General features: G+C 58.0%; 19 protein-coding genes and 1 pseudogene. 17 read left to right on the forward strand and 3 right to left on the reverse strand.

Annotated features, from left to right (window positions below; translation table 11 throughout):
* Positions 1–21 precede the first annotated feature (21 nt).
* From NO934_RS06750 to NO934_RS06760, 3 genes are all read left to right on the forward strand, one after another.
* Positions 22–684, forward strand: coding sequence for a hypothetical protein (locus NO934_RS06750; RefSeq protein WP_309163080.1), 663 nt, complete (start codon positions 22–24; stop codon positions 682–684).
* A gap of 36 nt (positions 685–720) precedes the next feature.
* Positions 721–1782 carry a LysR family transcriptional regulator gene (locus NO934_RS06755; protein WP_309163081.1) on the forward strand — a complete coding sequence of 354 codons (1062 nt, stop codon included), beginning with the start codon at positions 721–723 and terminating at the stop codon, positions 1780–1782.
* Positions 1783–2156: 374 nt separating this feature from the next.
* Positions 2157–2789 carry a tyrosine-type recombinase/integrase gene (locus NO934_RS06760; RefSeq protein ID WP_309163671.1) on the forward strand — a complete coding sequence of 211 codons (633 nt, stop codon included), beginning with the start codon at positions 2157–2159 and terminating at the stop codon, positions 2787–2789.
* A gap of 140 nt (positions 2790–2929) precedes the next feature.
* Here the strand turns inward: NO934_RS06760 and NO934_RS06765 are convergent, their stop codons facing one another.
* Positions 2930–3706 carry an NAD(P)-binding domain-containing protein gene (locus NO934_RS06765; RefSeq protein WP_309163672.1) on the reverse strand — a complete coding sequence of 259 codons (777 nt, stop codon included), beginning with the start codon at positions 3704–3706 and terminating at the stop codon, positions 2930–2932.
* Between the two features lie 49 nt (positions 3707–3755).
* On the reverse strand, positions 3756–4658 hold the full coding sequence (locus NO934_RS06770) for a hypothetical protein (protein ID WP_309163082.1): 903 nt from the start codon (positions 4656–4658) through the stop codon (positions 3756–3758).
* Between the two features lie 101 nt (positions 4659–4759).
* Here NO934_RS06770 and NO934_RS06775 point away from each other — a divergent pair, with 101 nt between their 5' ends.
* The 11 genes and pseudogenes from NO934_RS06775 to NO934_RS06825 all read left to right on the forward strand — a co-directional run bounded on the left by NO934_RS06775 (position 4760) and on the right by NO934_RS06825 (position 12877).
* Positions 4760–5674 carry a LysR family transcriptional regulator gene (locus tag NO934_RS06775; protein ID WP_309163084.1) on the forward strand — a complete coding sequence of 305 codons (915 nt, stop codon included), beginning with the start codon at positions 4760–4762 and terminating at the stop codon, positions 5672–5674.
* A 411-nt stretch (positions 5675–6085) separates the two neighbouring features.
* A complete protein-coding gene (locus NO934_RS06780; RefSeq protein ID WP_309163085.1) occupies positions 6086–6340 on the forward strand; it encodes a type II toxin-antitoxin system Phd/YefM family antitoxin in 255 nt (84 codons plus the stop codon).
* Between the two features lie 126 nt (positions 6341–6466).
* Entirely contained in the window at positions 6467–7549 is a 1083-nt protein-coding gene (locus NO934_RS06785; RefSeq protein WP_309163086.1) for a DUF6538 domain-containing protein, read from the forward strand.
* Positions 7536–8249 (forward strand): hypothetical protein, encoded by a 714-nt coding sequence (locus tag NO934_RS06790; protein ID WP_309163087.1) that lies wholly within the window; start codon positions 7536–7538, stop codon positions 8247–8249. Before NO934_RS06785 ends, NO934_RS06790 begins: the two co-directional genes overlap by 14 nt.
* A 254-nt stretch (positions 8250–8503) precedes the next feature.
* Positions 8504–8650, forward strand: a complete 147-nt coding sequence (locus tag NO934_RS06795) for a metal-sensing transcriptional repressor (protein WP_375143279.1) — start codon at positions 8504–8506, stop codon at positions 8648–8650.
* Positions 8602–8796: pseudogene (locus NO934_RS06800) on the forward strand (transposase zinc-binding domain-containing protein); the annotation flags it as partial. The gene NO934_RS06795 and the pseudogene NO934_RS06800, both read left to right, overlap by 49 nt.
* Positions 8797–9054: 258 nt before the next feature.
* Positions 9055–9237 carry a hypothetical protein gene (locus tag NO934_RS06805; RefSeq protein WP_309163088.1) on the forward strand — a complete coding sequence of 61 codons (183 nt, stop codon included), beginning with the start codon at positions 9055–9057 and terminating at the stop codon, positions 9235–9237.
* Positions 9238–9463: 226 nt separating this feature from the next.
* The gene (locus NO934_RS06810) at positions 9464–10120 is read left to right on the forward strand and encodes a hypothetical protein (RefSeq protein WP_309163089.1); all 657 of its coding nucleotides are present in this window, start codon (positions 9464–9466) and stop codon (positions 10118–10120) included.
* A complete protein-coding gene (locus NO934_RS06815; RefSeq protein WP_309163090.1) occupies positions 10117–10332 on the forward strand; it encodes a hypothetical protein in 216 nt (71 codons plus the stop codon). The genes NO934_RS06810 and NO934_RS06815 overlap by 4 nt, the downstream gene beginning before the upstream one ends.
* A 538-nt stretch (positions 10333–10870) precedes the next feature.
* On the forward strand, positions 10871–11992 hold the full coding sequence (locus NO934_RS06820) for a PrsW family intramembrane metalloprotease (protein WP_309163091.1): 1122 nt from the start codon (positions 10871–10873) through the stop codon (positions 11990–11992).
* A gap of 528 nt (positions 11993–12520) precedes the next feature.
* The gene (locus NO934_RS06825) at positions 12521–12877 is read left to right on the forward strand and encodes a hypothetical protein (protein WP_309163092.1); all 357 of its coding nucleotides are present in this window, start codon (positions 12521–12523) and stop codon (positions 12875–12877) included.
* A 256-nt stretch (positions 12878–13133) separates the two neighbouring features.
* On the opposite strand, the gene NO934_RS06830 is transcribed toward NO934_RS06825, so the two are convergent.
* On the reverse strand, positions 13134–13976 hold the full coding sequence (locus NO934_RS06830) for an AraC family transcriptional regulator (protein ID WP_309163093.1): 843 nt from the start codon (positions 13974–13976) through the stop codon (positions 13134–13136).
* A 615-nt stretch (positions 13977–14591) separates the two neighbouring features.
* Between NO934_RS06830 and NO934_RS06835 the strand changes: the two genes are divergently transcribed.
* From NO934_RS06835 to NO934_RS06845, 3 genes are all read left to right on the forward strand, one after another.
* Positions 14592–15137, forward strand: a complete 546-nt coding sequence (locus NO934_RS06835; RefSeq protein ID WP_309163095.1) for a hypothetical protein — start codon at positions 14592–14594, stop codon at positions 15135–15137.
* Positions 15138–15304: 167 nt separating this feature from the next.
* Positions 15305–15724 carry a hypothetical protein gene (locus NO934_RS06840; protein WP_309163096.1) on the forward strand — a complete coding sequence of 140 codons (420 nt, stop codon included), beginning with the start codon at positions 15305–15307 and terminating at the stop codon, positions 15722–15724.
* Positions 15725–15951: 227 nt separating this feature from the next.
* Positions 15952–17013, forward strand: coding sequence for a PrsW family intramembrane metalloprotease (locus NO934_RS06845; RefSeq protein ID WP_309163097.1), 1062 nt, complete (start codon positions 15952–15954; stop codon positions 17011–17013).
* Positions 17014–17047: the final 34 nt, after the last annotated feature.

Below are 17047 nucleotides of genomic sequence, written 5' to 3' on the forward strand. Positions count from 1 at the left end.
GAGAGAAAAGGAAAGGTTCCCATGCCCCTGATCGGCAAAGGCATTGTCGCGATCTGGAACGACATTCTTCCCGAAATGCGCGACGAGTTCTTCGAATGGCATCCGCGCGAGCACATGCAGGAGCGCATGGGCGTGCCCGGCTTTCTGCGCGGCCGGCGCTATATCTCGATGGGCAAGGGCGAGGAGTTCTTCACGCTCTACGAAGCGGCAGAGCCCGAACTTCTGGTGAGCGAGATCTATCGCCAGCGCCTGGCCAATCCCACCGAATGGTCGCTCAAGGTGCTTCCCAACTTCCGCAACAATTTGCGTGGCGTGTGTCGGATATCGGGATCGGCCGGCTATGGCGACGGGGGCAATTTGCTCACCCTGCGCTATGCTGACGGGGCGGGCAAGGGCGATGCGGCGTTGGCCGAATTGGTCGCGGCGCTTGTTGACCGGCCCCGGATCACCGGGGCGCATCTAGTCGTGTGCGACCGCGAACTGAGCTCAGGCAACCGGTCGCTGCAAAGGGGCCGTACCATCTCTTTGCCCGACAGGGTGATCATGGTCGAGGCCTCCACGCTTGAAGCGCTTGAAGCGCTCGAGGACGAGCTGGAAGGCAAGGTGCGCGAACATGGCGGATCGGGCGAGCAGACCGCGGCGATTTACAGGCTCGAATACCAGGTGATGAACTACAGGGCCTGATGGCGATCGGCGGCGAGAGGGCGCAGGCCGCTCGCCTTGCGCCGGGATGAAACTCTCTCTATTTTCCCCGGCGCTGCCGCCTACCGGGCAGCTCATCAAGCTGTTCGGGAGCTCATAATTAACCTTCGCCAACTGCGCTATTTCGCCAAGACGTTCGAAACCGGAAGCATTTCAAAGGCTTCCGAGGCGCTGGCGGTCGCTCAGCCGGCACTGGGATTGCAGATCCGCCAGCTCGAGCAGGATTTGGGGGTGCCGCTATTCATCCGGCACGCGAGAGGCGTTTCTCCGACTTCAGCCGGCCGTCAACTCTACCAGCGCGCTGCCGAAATCCTGGATCTGGTGGACCAGGCGCGCTCGGAGATCAAGCAGGCGGCCGACAACGAGCGCGAGCCTTTGGTCCTGGGCCTGACCAACGGGGTGACGGCGCTTTTGGGCCATCGGGTCCTTGTCGATGCGCAGACCGAGCTGCCCCGGCTCCATGTCAGCCTCATCGAGGAGATGTCGAGCGTTCTGATCGACGCGGTGGGCCGTGGCGAGGTCGACGTGGCGCTGGCCTACGACGCCCCCGAGCGCTCCAGCTACCGGCGCATTGCGCTGCTCGAGGAAGAAGTTGTCTATGTGCGCGCAGCAGCGGAAGATAGCGAGCCTGGGCCGATCTCGTTTACCAGCATTCTCGACATGCCGCTGGTCCTGCCAAACGAACGCGACGTGATCCGCAGCCGCATGCAGGCCTTTGCCGATCAGCTCAAACTTTCGATGCGCATCGGCTATGAGGTGTCTTCCATCGCCATGCTCAAGCGCTTGGTGGCCGATGGCGGGGTGGCAAGCGTCATGCCGTATGCCTCGGTTCGCGACGAGGTCGAGGCCGGCATCCTCCACATCCGGCGCATCACCGATCCAGTCCCGTTGCGCCGCCTTTATTTGCTGCACAGCACGCGCCGCGGTCCGCTGACCAATGACGCGGACCTTTTCGACTTCCTCCAGCGTGCCTTGATGCTTTTCGTCGACAAGCTTGGAGAACTCACCCGTCCGCTTCCGGCGTTGCAGCAACCGCTTTCGGAACTGGCGACCATGCTCAATGAGGATAGGCCGTCGTAGGGTGCCGCTTAAAAAGCGCCTACCGGGTTGGGCTGCGGACGTGCGCGGCAAACTGCGGGCCGGCGTGTCCCCCGGTGATCATGGACCTGCCGAGATGACGCCCGCCTACTGATACCTCGTGCGGCTCCTGCTGCGCTAGAAACAGTCGCGATCGTCGATCTCCCTGACTAAAGCTGCCGGTTCGCTGACGGCCCGACCGCGCGAAAGATTGGGCGAGCTAGAGACGACGGCCTTCGGGATGCTGTGGAATGGATCGGTTGCTGAACGTCAGTTTGCCGAAGTTTCGCGCCCGAACCGGACTGACCGCAATCGGCCCCGTGGCTGCCAATTCCTTCGTTTTCCCTTTGGCCAATCACGGCCAAAGGAGAGCTTCGATGGGATACTCACAATATGATGCTGCAACCCGCGGTCGAGCTGTCTGGAATGCCGGGAAGACAGTAGGGACCAAGCGCCCTTTGACGCAGAAGCAGATTTGGGCGATCCGTTTCTTCCTGGATCGGCAAGGTCGGGTGCGAGACCGTACCCTGTTCGATCTTGCGATCGACAGCAAGTTGCGCGGTTGCGATCTAGTCAAGATCAGAACTGGCCAGTTGGTCACAGGACCGGAAAATCGGACACGGGCGATGGTCGTTCAGCAAAAGACCGGACGCCCAGTTCAGTTCGAACTGACCAGCGATGTACGTGCCAGCCTTCTCTCATGGCTGGAGAGGCGAGGAGGCTCAGTCAGTGACTATGTCTTTCCGAGCCGTGTCGATCACGATCACCACATGAGCACACGGCAGTATGCCCGTCTGGTCGATGAGTGGGTCACAGCGATCGGCCTCCGGTCATCGGACTACGGCACCCACTCGCTGCGCCGAACCAAAGCGGCCATGATCTACAAGGCCACAGGTAACCTTCGCGCTATCCAGATCCTACTGGGCCATACCAAGATCGAGAACACAGTACGGTATCTTGGTGTGGACATTGAGGACGCCTTGCTTCTGGCCAAACGGACTGAAATCTGACCATAGGGCGGTCATTCGCGCTTACGGCGGATGACCGCTTTGTATGGCTGGCTCCTTGCCCACGGCATTCCTATGTGGGGTGGAAAGCGGAAGGGCGGCTTCAAGGCAGCCGGACCGGAAAGCAGACGGCCAGTCTACCTTCAGCTTTTGGATGGGGGGGTATTCACCGAACGATTTAGCGCGATCATGTCGGCATGGGTGGGATTGGCCGGTAGCTTACCGAAGATCTCTTTCCAATTGTCGCGTATCTTCTCGGCCTCGCCCTTGACCGCAGCCGCCAACGCTTCACGCATTGTTTCAGCGTCATAGTCGCAGCAATAGGACGGAGTTGATGGCTGTTGACGCCAGGACTGGTCTAGCGTGCCGCCATCCACGGGATCGAACCCTGTTTCGTTCACCAGTTGCATGGTGATCTGCTTTGCCCTGGTGTCATCCCCTGCCACAGCCACTGCCAGCCGGCCTGGCGAACCTTCGGGTTGACCGAGCTCGGCCAGGGAGGGGGCCAGAATGTTGTTATAAGCCTTGATCACAGGCCTTCCGATCTGTTTGGAGACCCAGACGCTTTCGGGTATGCCGGCATCGATCTCGGCAATGCGAGGGTCGCGCATGTCGGGGTAATAATTGCCCGTATCGATGATCACCAGATCGGAAGACGCAGCATCAAACAGATCGGCGGGAAGCTTTTCGACGGCCGGAAACGGAATGGACAAAATGAGGACATCTGCTCCCTTCACCGCCCCGTAAACGTCAACGGCGGCAGCGCCGATTTCACCAGCGAAGTCTTTCACAGCACCAGGGCCGCGCGAGTTTGCGACCCGGACCGAATGCCCATTGGCGCTGAGTTTGCGGGCGATAGTTCCTCCTATCGCACCAACTCCGATAACTCCGATTTCCATTGTTTCACCTTCATATGCCATCCACGCGGGCAAGAGAATGCAGCGCGGCCGGTGGCCGCGCTGTCGCAATTTAAGGAAGCTGAACAGTTACGACCGTGAACGTCTCGGGAGCCGTGCGTTCGGGGTCTTCGCTCAGCGCATAAAAATGCCCTTCGACGATATAGGCCGTATCACCGATCTGCGCGACGCCTGTAGGGCCGCCATCGAGATCGGTGGCAAGTTCGGTAACCTCGGCATCGTCGCCGTCCACGGTCACAAGCACCACGCGATTGCCCTGGGCTTCGGCGATCAGCAGCGCATTACCGTCTTCGGTGGTCCGCATTCCATCGGGACCTTCGAGCGGCTGCGACAACGTCAACGTGGTGTAAGACACGGGGTCAGCATCGAGATTGATCCGATAGAGGTCACCGGTTTGCAGGTTGTTGGCAATAAGCGCATCGCCCAGGAAGGCGAGGCCGTCCAGGCCGGCAAGGTCGTCATCGGCAATGACTTCCTCAAATCCGTCATCGGTCAGCCGGAAAATCCGCCCCGGAGGGCTTCCGAGCTGGGTGACGTAGACTGTCCCGTCCGGAGCGACCGCGCTGTCCGAGCACAGGCCACCGGCCGGGAAGTCGAAGGAGGCCGTCTCCTCGCCAGTGGTCAAATCATAGATTTTGAACTGAGCCACCTCGTCGCTTCCGAAGGGACCATTAGAGCAGACATAAGCATTGTTCTCGTGGGCGAAAACGCCAGTGACAGCAGGGCCGATGTCTTCAATCCAGGGCTCTGCCGTCGTCTCGCCCTGTTCGACCCGATAAACAATGCCTTGCGTGATGCTGCTGATCAGCAGGTCGCCGTCCGAGGTTGAAGCGATGTTTTCGGGAAAGACATCCGCGCCGATCGTAATCTCTTCGGTCTGGGCGAAAGCTGGTGCGGTAAGGGCAAGGATGGCAGCTAGGCTTGTTCCAAGAAGGCCGTATTTCGATTTGTGCATTGATTGATCCTCCGCTTTGGGGAGGCTCAAAGATAATGCTGCCGGGTGGAGGCGAAAGGCGGGAGACGTTATAAGCCTTATTCCAATGAGGAATAGGTGCAATGGACCGCTTGGCTCAGATCGAGGCGTTCATCCGCGTGTCCGAGGAGGGTAGCTTTTCGGCTGCTGCACGGTCGCTCAAAACCACGCAGCCTTCGGTCAGCAAGGCGGTTGCCGATCTTGAAAAGAAGCTTGGCACGCGCCTTCTCAACAGAACGACCCGGACCTTGAGCCTCACGGAGGCAGGTATCGCCTATTACCGGCAAATGAAGCGGATCGTCCTGCTTCTCGATGAGGCCAATGCCGAGGTGCAAGACGGCAGCGAGGGCCTGAGGGGGCGCATCCGTGTGAATGCGCCCGGACTGCTGGCGAGTAATCTAGCATTGCCTGCGCTTCTGGCGTTCCAGAAACAGTTTTCGGAAGTGACCTTCGACCTGATCATGGAGGACCGCCGGATCGACCCGGTGGGAGAGGCGGCCGACGTTACGGTTCGGATAGGTGCGCTGGCTGACTCGACATTGCGGGCGCGCAGGGCTGGCGCGGCTTCAATCGGCCTTTATGCTGCACCGGAATACCTTGCACGGCGCCTTGAAATTGCCAGCCAGGCCGGCGATACGGCGGGTCTCGGCCTGCTTCGGTATTCGGGGCAAAAGGAAGGCCCGCTCCTTACGGCGGTGCTCCAAGATACCGCCGGCTATTCGTATTCGTTGGAATGGAGCCGGACCGTCACTGTTAGCAACGGACTTCTTGCCAGAGAGGCTGCGCTTCAAGGAGCTGGGGTCGCCATCATTCCTCGCTTTTTGGCCGCTGAGGACGTCAAGACTGGACGGCTGGCCGAACTCCTGGCCGACACTCAGCTTCCGGCATTGGAGATCAGCCTGCTGCATCCGTTCACGCGCGACCCGCCTCATCGCGTCAAGCGGTTCATGGACTTTGCGGTGGAACTCTGGCGCACAAGCGGCGTGATCGACGCTTGAGCGCACCCGTAACGTCGCAAAAACGGATCATAAGTACCGCGTTTACTTCAACCGAGATCACGGCCGCCTACAACCAAACGACCGCATAGAGCGTCTCGGCCAGACAGCTTGAACGTCGGCTTGGGGGTCGGCAGCTGAACGGCGGCATTCTCCGTTTCGTCGCCAGAACCGGACCGGCCGGTTCCGGCCCCTTCCCGGACGATCGGGGCACATGGCAGCTCCGGTCGTCGCCCTCGAACTCGCATCACTGCCGATCAATCGCATCGACCGTGTCGGCAGCCGCGCCTCATGCTCGAGTCGCTGATGCCGAAGCACACCGAGATCTCTCTCGTAGGCACATTACACCCATCACAGCCAATCTTGACGGCTAACGTGAAATACGTAATTTACGTATAAAAGTTGGAGACTCCAATGCGAACTGTTTCGCTGTCGGACCTGAACCGACGTCCCGGGGAAATCGTGGACATGGCATTGGCGGCGCCGCTCGTGCTAACGAAGCACGGCCGGCAGGCGGTCGTCATGATGTCCGCGGAAGCTTACAATTCCTTGGTTTCTGGCCGTGCCGACGCGGTGTCACAAAGCCCTTCGGCGACCGATGCGAAGAAGCAAGCATCAGGGTTTCTGGCTCGGCAGGCTGCCAAGACCGCGGCGCAAGACGGGGATTAAATCCAGGTTGTACAGTGGCGTTGTACAGACGACGCCGGTGACAAAGGTCAAGAACGAAGGATTTTCGGGTCTTTTCTTGAAACGGCGGTGAGTCCCTCTCTCTCCGCCATTCCTAAGCCATTGAAATTGCTGGGGTTGAATCCGAATCAAACAGCGGATTCTGTCACAGCATCCCGTCACAGCGACGGGAGTGTTTGTTCCTTGCTTGGTTCTACATCATCCTTTGTTCACCGGCGAGGTCCGGTCTTCTGGTTCCGCAAGGCGGTGCCGGTGGACCTGATCGATCGCCTCGGCAGTTCGGACATCCGCAGGTCGTTGCGTACATGCAACAAGCGGATGGCCCGGCAAAGGGCGTGGACGCTGATTTTGGTGGTCGAGGAAGCATTTGCGGTATTGCGTGACGCGGGGCTGACGCCCGGCGTGCGCGCCGCGTTTGATGCGATTCTGGATCGCGTCATGGACGACTTCGACCGCAACCAACGCGCCTGGGCAGAACGCGCAAAATACCGCATGCTCCTTGATAGTCTTGGCGCAGCTGGCAATGACAATGTTGCGGCGGAACGGCCGGAACAGACTGTCCCGGTCGCCGTGCCGCCTGCCGTCACCGTTCCGGATAGTACTCATGCTGCGCCGCAAGGTGAGCGGACAATCGCCAGCGAAAGCAACCTTTCCGATCTCATTGCACAGGCCCTGCGTGACGCCCAGATCGATCCGCGGGCGCGCCGGCCGCTCAGTTCGTTCCTGCCGGCGTACCTGCAGGAAAAGGCCGGGCAGGTTGCCTCCAAGATCTTGGAGGAAATCGGCACGAAGATCAGGGTCTTCATAGACGCCATGGGCGATCTCGAGGTTCATGCCTATACTCGGGAGCATCTTCTCGAGTTCCGGGATCTGCTCGATGAGATGCCCAAGGACGCGAGCAAGCATCTGGGCACCGACAATTTGAAGCAGGCCATTGCGCTCAATGGCCAGAGGAAGGTGCCGTTGCCCGCAATCGGTCCCGTGACCGTGGAGGCAAAATACCTTAGTGCCGTGCGCGGCGTTTTCTCTTATCTGGTCGAGCGTGGCGTGCTCAAGGTCAACCCCGTCGGCGGCATCAAATCGCGCCAGATCCCGGCTGGCAGACGCTCTCGGGCCTCGGGCGGCGGCTTTTCGCCTAGCCTTGGCAACCGAGGGCGCGACGAAGGCCGCAATACGAGTGGAATCCGGTGAGATCGACAGGGAACTCGGCGACCGCCTTATCGCGGCCGTGTCCGCGCTCGACGTATCCCCCGAGGCCTGTGCAGTCCTGGCGGACTTCTCGGATGCCGACTTCTCCGATGCACTCGCGGTGGCCGGCATCGCGCAAGCTGCCCTTGAAGACCTACAGGGTATCGGCCGCTGGCGCCATGTAGTATTCCAAGGAACGAACTACCCGGAGGCGAACCCTGCTGAGGCGGACGGCGACGCGGTCGTCCCCCGTAACGAGTGGCTGGCCTGGAAAGAGGCGGTCAAGCTCGACGGGGCTTCGCCCGAGCATTTGGTGTTCGGCGACTACGGAGCGGACTGCGCAAAGTTCGAGTTCAGGAAGGCTTCCGGCGGCATTCCGATCCGGCACTACAGATATACGACCCCCGACAGTTGGCTCGTCGTCCGCGGCTCCGCTGCGGGACAGGCCGAGTCCGTCATGCGCGGTGTCTGCGAACGCATCTTGAGGAGTGGCAAGTTTGCTGGGCGAGGCTTCAGTTCGGCCGACGACTACATCTTCAAGACCGCTAAGGGGTGGGACGGCCCAGGTAATGGCTCTACGTGGCGCGAGATCAACACGACGCACCACATCACGCGGGTGGTCCGCGACATAGGCGGCATCAAAGGGATGACCTTCACGGAGACAACCTTTGGCGACCCTGCCGATCAGCTGTCATTTATCTAACGAGGACCTGATCCCGACGTAGCATTTCGCAACGGCGGCTTGTGGGGCGCCGATAGTGACTTTGGAACGACTGCAATGGGGTCGTTTTCAGACCGACCGTTTTGGGGTGGGTTGCGGAACGACGGCTTGTTGGTCGATAACCGCAAAAGTGGACTTTATCCGTCCTAACATCCATTCGTTTCAAGCAGCACACCCTCCCGGGCACGCTCCTGTTCGTGGCACTTGCGATATCCCCTGGGGGGTTATGGTGAGCCATGCAACCGATCGATGATAAGCACAAATCTCACCCCGCCATCGTCAAACGCCTCAAGCGCGCCGACGGCCATCTCAGTTCGGTCATCGAGATGATCGAATCCGAACGATCGTGCCTAGACATCGCGCTGCCCATGCCAGACATTTGAGCCTGGACCAACTCAAAGTCATGTCTGCGATCGAGACCTGTCGCACCGCAGCTCTCGGCGGCCACGTCGAAGCCTGTTCAGACTGCGGGCACCAGCGGATCGCCTATAACTCCTGTCGCAACCGGCACTGCCCGCGGTGCCAGGGTGCCAGCACGCGCCTGGCCAATAAGCGCAACGCTATCAAGATACGAGCAAAATATCAGGATCTCCGCACAAAAAATGGATTGGCGTTTAGGCATAGGGCCGTTGGGGCGTTTAGCGGTTGAAACCGTTCAAGATGATTATAACGTTGACGCCCGACGCGCGACCGCTGCCATCTTCCAGCCGAATGGTTGGGGGGAGCGAAGCTGCGTTGAAGACGATTTGTCTTAGGGTACGATATCCTGAAACCATAGGAGGATCTAATGCTCCGCTTTGTTGCAATCGCCTCACTGACGCTCGCCACGGCGGCCTGCACTAGCACGACCGATGCAGATTATATTGACCCACGTCCGCAATTCGACGCCGAGGGCAATCCGAATTTTGATGAGGATGGCAACTACATAGGATGTCATGGCGTAGGTTGTGAGGTGGATCCGGTCGACTAGGTGGGTTTCGGCAGTTCTTCCTTACCCGCGATTGTTTCCTGGTCAGCCCTCGCCCGGAGAAGCGGGACGCGGCTCTTGCTTCTCCTCGACCTAGACCGCCTAACGACCGAGAGCGCTTAACTTCCTTTCTAACCGCTAGAGTGGCGAGTTTGCCGGCTTGGTTCGTCTGAATAAGACGTTAGATATCTCCGCGCGGAGACGGCGATCAGTTGAAGGAGACCCGCCGATGACAATGCAAGGGTGCTGTGGGAGGATTGTCCTCTCTCTGTTATTAGCAACCATCGGTCTGGCGGGCACGGCCTCGGGCGATGAATATTGCGAGAGCCTGATCACCCAAGACCCCTCAGCAGTCACACGGAACGACTATGCAACCCTGATTGCCGAGGCAATTTCCCAAGACCTGCTCCCAAGTGCGCGATTGCAGGTGAGCGATATTGAGGTCTACAGGCTCTTCAAGAGCGGCGCATGGATCGCCGTTTACGGTTCAATGCCCACGGCCGATGTTGCCATATTTGTCTTCGAGAAAACCGAGGGCAGCAAGCACTTTAGAGATGTTTGGGGAAGTAGGGCGAACCCGTTAGATGTTTCCAGCTTAACTGAATGGGCTGAGCAACTGGAGGTGCCTGAGGATTTAGCTGCCTGTCTTGCTCAATTCACCAATGATGGCTCACCAGTGGACCAGCAGTTCGGTTTCAAGGTCAATGTCTCGTGCACCGACGATGCGATCTCAAAGCTGACCGAGCAGTCGGAGGAAATCGTGGTAGCCGCCGCCGATTTTGGTGCGCCGACGCCGGAGGGGCAAGCATATGCAGATGACGTCGGTCGCATAGAACTCGGAACGGAAACCATTACGGCCTCGGGTGACCCGGCGAAGTTGACGTGACTGGGACCCAGGTAAATACTGACCTTCTGGAATGGATCGAGGGCGACATTGGTGTCAACGTCAATGTCTTTTCGGGCCGGCTAAGCAGCCTGGACAATTGGCTATCCTGCGATTTCATTGATGGGGAGCTTGTCGATGTTCGCAGTTCATCGCCGGTGCACCTGCACTGCGCCCTGATCGATGAAGATCGTGAACCCCTGCTGAAACCATGAGAATTCGCGCGCTGAAACAGAAAACTTCGGCAGTCTGGCTGAGTGCTGCACTCATCGGCATTCCCAGCGTGCCTGTCGCGCTAGCCCAGTTTGCCCCACAGCCTCAATGGTCGCGCCTTTCGGAGGGCGATCTAGTTTCCATTACCTCAGGCGCTGGCGCTACCATTTCGTTTGCTCCGCCTCCACGTTGGGAAGCGCAGGTGGCAGCATCGACTGCTACTTTCAGATCGGGGCAACGGAGGATTACCGTTGAAATTCTTGATCGTGGCGAGGGTGCGTTGGGATCGGAAATGAAGCGATTGCTGCGTCTCGATCACCTCGGCGGGGTTGCCTCGGGTTTCGACGGTGGAACTCTATCCGTGCCCAATACCAACTGGAGTGGCCGAACCTGTGTTTTGGTCGCCGCTCAATATACGGGGCGATGCGCTATCCTTTCAGATGATACTGCCATCGTTCGCATTAATTCGATCGGGACGCCTCAAAGGCCTGCTGCTCCGATTGAAGATATCACTGCCTCCATCAATGAAGGCTCGGAGACATGACCGGGCCAAACGCCGGCGAACCGGCTCTCATTTACCGTCCCTTTTCGGCCGTTTTTTGGGTTCTCCTCGCCGCCATCGTAACTGGTGCGATCGGTGTCCTCATGGCGTTCGGCTCTGCCATTCAGGCAACGCTCCGGATCAACCTATTGCTCATCCCGGTCTGGGCGACCTTCATTCTTATTCTTGTCCGCATCATCTTGTTGTTCGATCCCTTCCGCGCAATGCGGCAAATGCCACAGGTCCTGGTCGCCGCCTTGGCTCTTGGGAGTACCGCCGCAATGGCCATGGCCCTCACCGGCAACGATGCTATGGCGATCATAGTCAGCTGGCTCTTTGGAGCGGAATTCGCCTCTGGTTGGTTCGCTGCGTTAAGTGCGCCGATTATTGAGGAAGCAAGCAAGGCGACTTGTGCAGCGATTATTCTGATTTTATGTTCCGATAGGATAAACCGCATCGCTCATGCCTTACTGGTTGGCATGTTCGTCGGCCTTGGCTTCGGCATAGTCGAGGACTTGACCTACGAGGTGCAGTCGGCGCTGAGCAATGTCGATTCAGATCTCGCCGGAGCTCTGCCCACACTGTTCATTCGCATTCTTACGGCGTTTCCCTCACACTGGTCCTATACTGGCCTGACCTCTGTCGGGGTGCTGCTTTTGCTGCCCAGTTTTTCTGAACGCGATGAATGGAAGAATTTCGACCGATTGGCGGCAGCCGTCCTTCTTTTCTTTAGTGCCTGGTTCATGCATTTCCTTTGGGATAGCCCCGCCCCGGCGTTTGTTGAGGGCAATATTGGACTGACCTGGCTACTTTTGCTTTTAAAATGTCTTGTGAATGTGGCGATTTTTCTCGGCACCGCCCTTCTTTTGCTTCGACACGAACGTCGCTGGGTGGTTGAACAGGTTGCGCAGTTGCGGGCTTTCGATGCGGTTCTTCCCGGAATAGATGCTGAGGTTCTCAATTCCCTTGCCACCCGACGGGCTCGGCACCAACTGCAGAAGGGTGCTAAGAGGAAGGGAGGCAAAGCGGCGGCGAGATCCATCGCTAGAGATCAGCGAAAAGCTCTGGATCTGATTCAGCGTTATGGGTCGGAGATTAAACCAGCGCCGGCAGAGGCGTAACGGCAGGACCAGTTCGAGGCTAGGGGCGGAACAGCCGGCAGGAAGGCCTATCGCCCTGAGAGTGATCAGCAGCTCGTCGTGTCGCGGGATCAGCCGCCGCGAGACCATGCGCTTCCCTAGGGTTTAGGGGCCACCGATCCCAAAACGCTTCGGCTAGACCTTCCACGGTATAGCATCCGCGATGCTCTCGAGCGGGTTGCCCAATGGACATCCAAGTTGATGTGAGCATTGTTGTAAAGTGAACCAACACCGACCGGTTCTGGAGATTCTCTTGCAGCCACTGCATTGAGCGAGCTTATCACCTCCGAGCGAAATTGTAGCGTTTGGAATGGCCCTACGGAGCCCTTGTTCAAGCTATCAGAAAACTGCTGATTGTTGTAATCGACGCATATTCAGGAACAAATCCCGCTCTTTGGGTTCGGTCCAGTTGGCTGCTCCGCACCATCCGCTAGTATCGATTGCTGTACTCTGTTGGGAACGAGGTCCATCCTCAACCCGATCGACGTCATCAACTTGAGGAGACAGGCAGTGAAAACGATCACAATGCAGATCGCTGGCGCAGCGTTGGTGTTTTGCGCAACGACATCGGCTGGATTGGCCGCCGAAATTCCGGAAAATCTCGTGGGGAAATGGGCTGTCGACGGTTCGTGTGACGGCACCGAAACGATCACTCTTACCGCCGCGACGATCGCTATTGGAGACGGCGAGCCTGAGGCTGCCGAGTATTTCGAAGATGACAGTCCCGCTGGAAACGGCGCCGTTCATCTTTCCGAGGAGGGCGACGTGAGCAACTGGGAGTTCGCCGCCGACCAGAATGTTTTGTTGTTCAACGAACAGGGCTATGGCATGGGCGTCGAGCCTGTCGCCTACCAACGCTGCGAATAAACAGGGTCTTTAATCTAGCAGTCCAAATAGCTGACTGGTGCCCTAGTGGATTCTCAGTCTATGAGGTAGTCCGTGCGATACGCCGGGGAGTCACCCCAAGGGAGGCTCCCTCGTCCTCAAGGCAACAGAAGGCATGCGAGCGGACTTAGGTGGAAATCGATCTGTTCGACGCCCCACGATCTGCCTCATGAACATCAAAGAACTTCAGATTTCCTTCCATGCGAGATTGCTGAGTCAGCAAACCCAGGCGAGTGCCTCATTGTTTGTTGCGAAAGGCGGTGGGTACCACATTCCACGCGCGCCTCATCGTAGCGGTCATATGACTGTTGCTCGAAAAGCCAACGGCCCTCGCGATTTGGTCCAGGGGCGTGTCGGTTCCGGCGATCAGATGCCGCGCCCGCTGAAGCCGGGATTCGATGACATACTGATGCGGTGATTGGCCGGCGGTCTGCTTGAACGCCCGAGTGAAATGGCTGGGCGACAACCCGGCCGTGGCGGCCAGGTCCTCAAGAGTGATGGACTCAGCAAGATTTTCCTGCACGTATTCGTTGACGGTTCGCCATGCCCGCGGCGTGAGGCCGCCGTTTGCAGCGGGCGATGTGTGGGATTTTAAAGAAGAATAGTTGCGCAGGAACTCAATACCCAACAACGAAGCAAGCCAATTCAGGCCCTCCTTGCTACCCGAATTTGTATTCAGGATCTCGTGTCGCATCCAACGGGCGATGGTATGGGCCTTGTCGTCTACGGCACCAATTTTTGGTGGATAAAGTTCAAAGGTGTCCCTGTCGAACTCCACACCTGCGAGATGTTTTAATCGTTTTGGAGAAATATTAAGACGCAGGCAATGTTTGTGTGTAGACCATTTCGCGAACATTGAACTTTTTGCAGGAATTACCTCAGCAGATCCTGCCGGCGCGGTTCTTGTTCGCCTGGATTCGCCGTTGAGGGCAATCTCCCAACGCGGAATTGTTGCAAAAAATATTATAAAGGTATGATCGGATACGTTTTTACGAACAAAATTCGGACCCGCATGTATGCAGGACACTGAACATTCATGCAAATCTACCTTGAGCCCCCATTCCCTCGGCTCGGTAAACATGGTTCCCTAACGCAATAATTATTCTAAATTACATGATAAGTATTTATTTGAGCTAGTTAACGGCACTGATGACAGCAGCTGGGTTCCGTCGGCTCAGTGTACTCAATTTTTACTATTGGCGGCAAAAAATAGCACAAATCTGCTCATTGTCAAAAACCCCGCAAAATGATGACTCAATCCACGCTTCCGGTTGCCGGCCCGTTCAACCGATCGATATCATCCGTGCATCGGCATCGACCGTTGGTGCTGTTGCAGGGCCATGAGCTATCTCCGAGATTACCAAGGAATCGGGAAATTTTTCTCCAACCGAAGTCTGAGACGAGGATGACGATGAACAGACAGATCTTGCCGTGGGCTGCGCTTGCAGCAAGTTTGGCTCTCGCTGGATGCGGGAGCACATCCGGCTCTTCGGGGCTGACCTATGACGCACCGCTCGAGCCCGGACAGACAACATTCGTCACGCCTAGTGATGCACCACCTGAACCGGGCCAAACCACGATGCAGGGGCCGGATGACGCGCCTCCCGAGCCTGGGCAGAGCACATTCGAGTAATCAAGCTCCTCCCCCGCCCGGCTGATACACTCTGTATCAGCCGGGCATTTATGGAGACGATGAATGATTTACCGATTTGTTTCGGCCGCCGTTGCAACGACCATTCTTGGATTCAGCACCAGTGCGTTGTCTCAAGGTCCAACTGAATCCGAAGCGGCTGATTTCGTGCAACGGTTTTGCCAGACACTCGTGCCTGACGTTGCCGTGTACGATCCTAACGCGCCCGGCGTCTGGCCAACTGATGACCCTGCAGTTTTTGGGCCGCTCGCAACGCCTGAGCTGGCTGCCGCGATCGAAGAAGCTCTCGCCCGCAATGCGGCCTTTGAGGATGAAACCGGAGGCAAGGGGCTGCTCGGCGACGGGGTGCCATGGACATCGGTCCAAGATGCCGCGTCGGCCTGCACGGCTGGTTCGGTTGCCGGAACGCCTGAGCGTCCTGAAGTCGAAATCCACTACCGGTATGCCGATGCCCCTGATATGGGCTGGGTCGACACGATCATTCTTGCTCGATACGAGCAGGAGTGGCGCGTTGATGACATTGAATATGGGAATGATGGCAGCGATTTCAGTCTTAGAACTGCGCTCGCTCAAGCAATCGATCAGCAATAGCCCCTCCATTGTCACGAAATTGCCCATTATCAGGTTCCACGCACAATGATGCGTCAAATCGGCGTTCTGGTTGCGGTCTTTGCCCACCTCGCGTTACCAAATCAGCGTCCGGTAATTGACCTCCAACATTTCCCGGGACTGGTTATTTCAGTGTAAAGGATGAGGTTATGTTGAATAAATCGTGGTTGTGCCAAGGTGCTGCCATCTTGACCTTGATGTTTGCCTCCTCCGCAGTCGTTGCGCAGGAATCGTGTGTTTCGCTCGATACCGCTCTTACGGCGGTGCGTGCACAAGAATATGCTCCCCTGATTTCCCAAGCTGCAGAAGGGTCCACGCCCGAACAGGTGGAGTTTTTGTCTTTCATGGAGAGCGGAAGTTGGAGTGCGGTCTATGCCGCTACCCCCGTCGCTGATCCAGGCTACTTTTTCTTCGAGGATGTCGAGGGAGAAAAGCAGTTTAAAGATGTCTGGGGCGGCGTCGCTACCCGCTCTGAGCGGCCCGAATTGGTAGCTTGGGCCGAAGAACTGGGCGCTCCCTCTGACCTAGCCGCCTGCTTTGCGGAATCGGCAGCCGCTATCGAAGAATGAAGACGAGCGGCTAGGATCAATTTGCGTTCGGCTCTCGCCTGAACATCCGGGCGGATTAATTGCCGCCCGGATGTATTTGAAGACATCGTTGAGGGCGGATGGGGGACCTTTTAATGACAGCTGCACTTTGGAGCATTCAGCCGGCTGCGACGGCCGCACCCGTTATGGGTCGAATATCGACTGAAGGGTGGGCAAGACCGGCAGGATTCTGGTCGACTGTCATTTCTATGATCGTTGTTTTCGCCATCACCATCTTCGTGATGATGGTATTGGGAGGTGCCGGATTTTCTCAGCTCAACCTCTATGTGGTGATCGGACTGACCATACTGGTTCCCTATCTCCTCTGGATGCGGTTGCTGGTCCGGTTCGATCCCTGGACCCCTAGAGCGCGCAAGCTTGTCTTTTTAGCCATCCTCTGGGGCTGTATTCCTGCGGTACTCGCTTCGGTTTTCATGGAAGCCGAGCTCGATGGGGTGGTGACCGAACTGGGAGAGGCCAGTCTGGGCTTAATGGTTGTCGCTCCGTTTTCCGAGGAGCTGGCCAAGGGTCTGTTTGTCGTCCTTTGCTATATTTTCGGCCGGCGGCATTTGCGCGGGCCCTGGGACGGCCTTTTTATGGGCGCATTGGTCGGCGCGGGCTTCGGATTTGCCGAGGACATCGGCTATCTCGCCAGTGCCTTCAGCGATGGCGGCGTTATCAGCCTGATCGTAAACTACGTGTTGCGGGAGGTATTTACTGCCCATGCCCATCTCGTGTTTACCGCCTGCACGGGGCTGGCTGCCGGCCTTGCCGCGCGGCACGGGCTGCCGATGGGCCATGGCCTGGGCTGGATAGGGCTGGGCTTTCTCGCAGCGTTCGCGTTGCATGCGGTATGGGACACCAGTACAGCCGTGTTGCCGTCTGGCGATACCGCGATCATGCTTTTCGAGCCGATCATCCAGGGTAGTGTATATGCCGCTATCGCCATTGCCGGGCTGCGTGTGCTGCGACGCCGCGAGGATAGAATGCTGACGGCTCGGCTTGCCGAGTACGCGGAAGCCGGCTGGTTCAGTGCCGAGGAGATCGCGTCAGTCGCCGATCCCAAGGCAAGACGGGCTGCTGTCAAACGGACGCGCCGCATGCCGGCGCTGCGCCGACAAGCCGTCCGTTTCCTTTTTGCCGTCCAGACCCTGCTGGCACTTAACAGGCAGAAGGCACTGATGGCGCAAAATCAATTCGACCATACCGAGAAGGAGGACGTCCGGCTCCGCAATCTTGTTGTTTCCGCGCGCGCCATGGGCACCGATTGAGCGTATCTGGCCAGGATTTCGGAGCAGTCCCAGG

Origin of the sequence: Pelagibacterium sp. H642 (assembly GCF_031202855.1) — a bacterium.
Classification (GTDB): domain Bacteria; phylum Pseudomonadota; class Alphaproteobacteria; order Rhizobiales; family Devosiaceae; genus Pelagibacterium.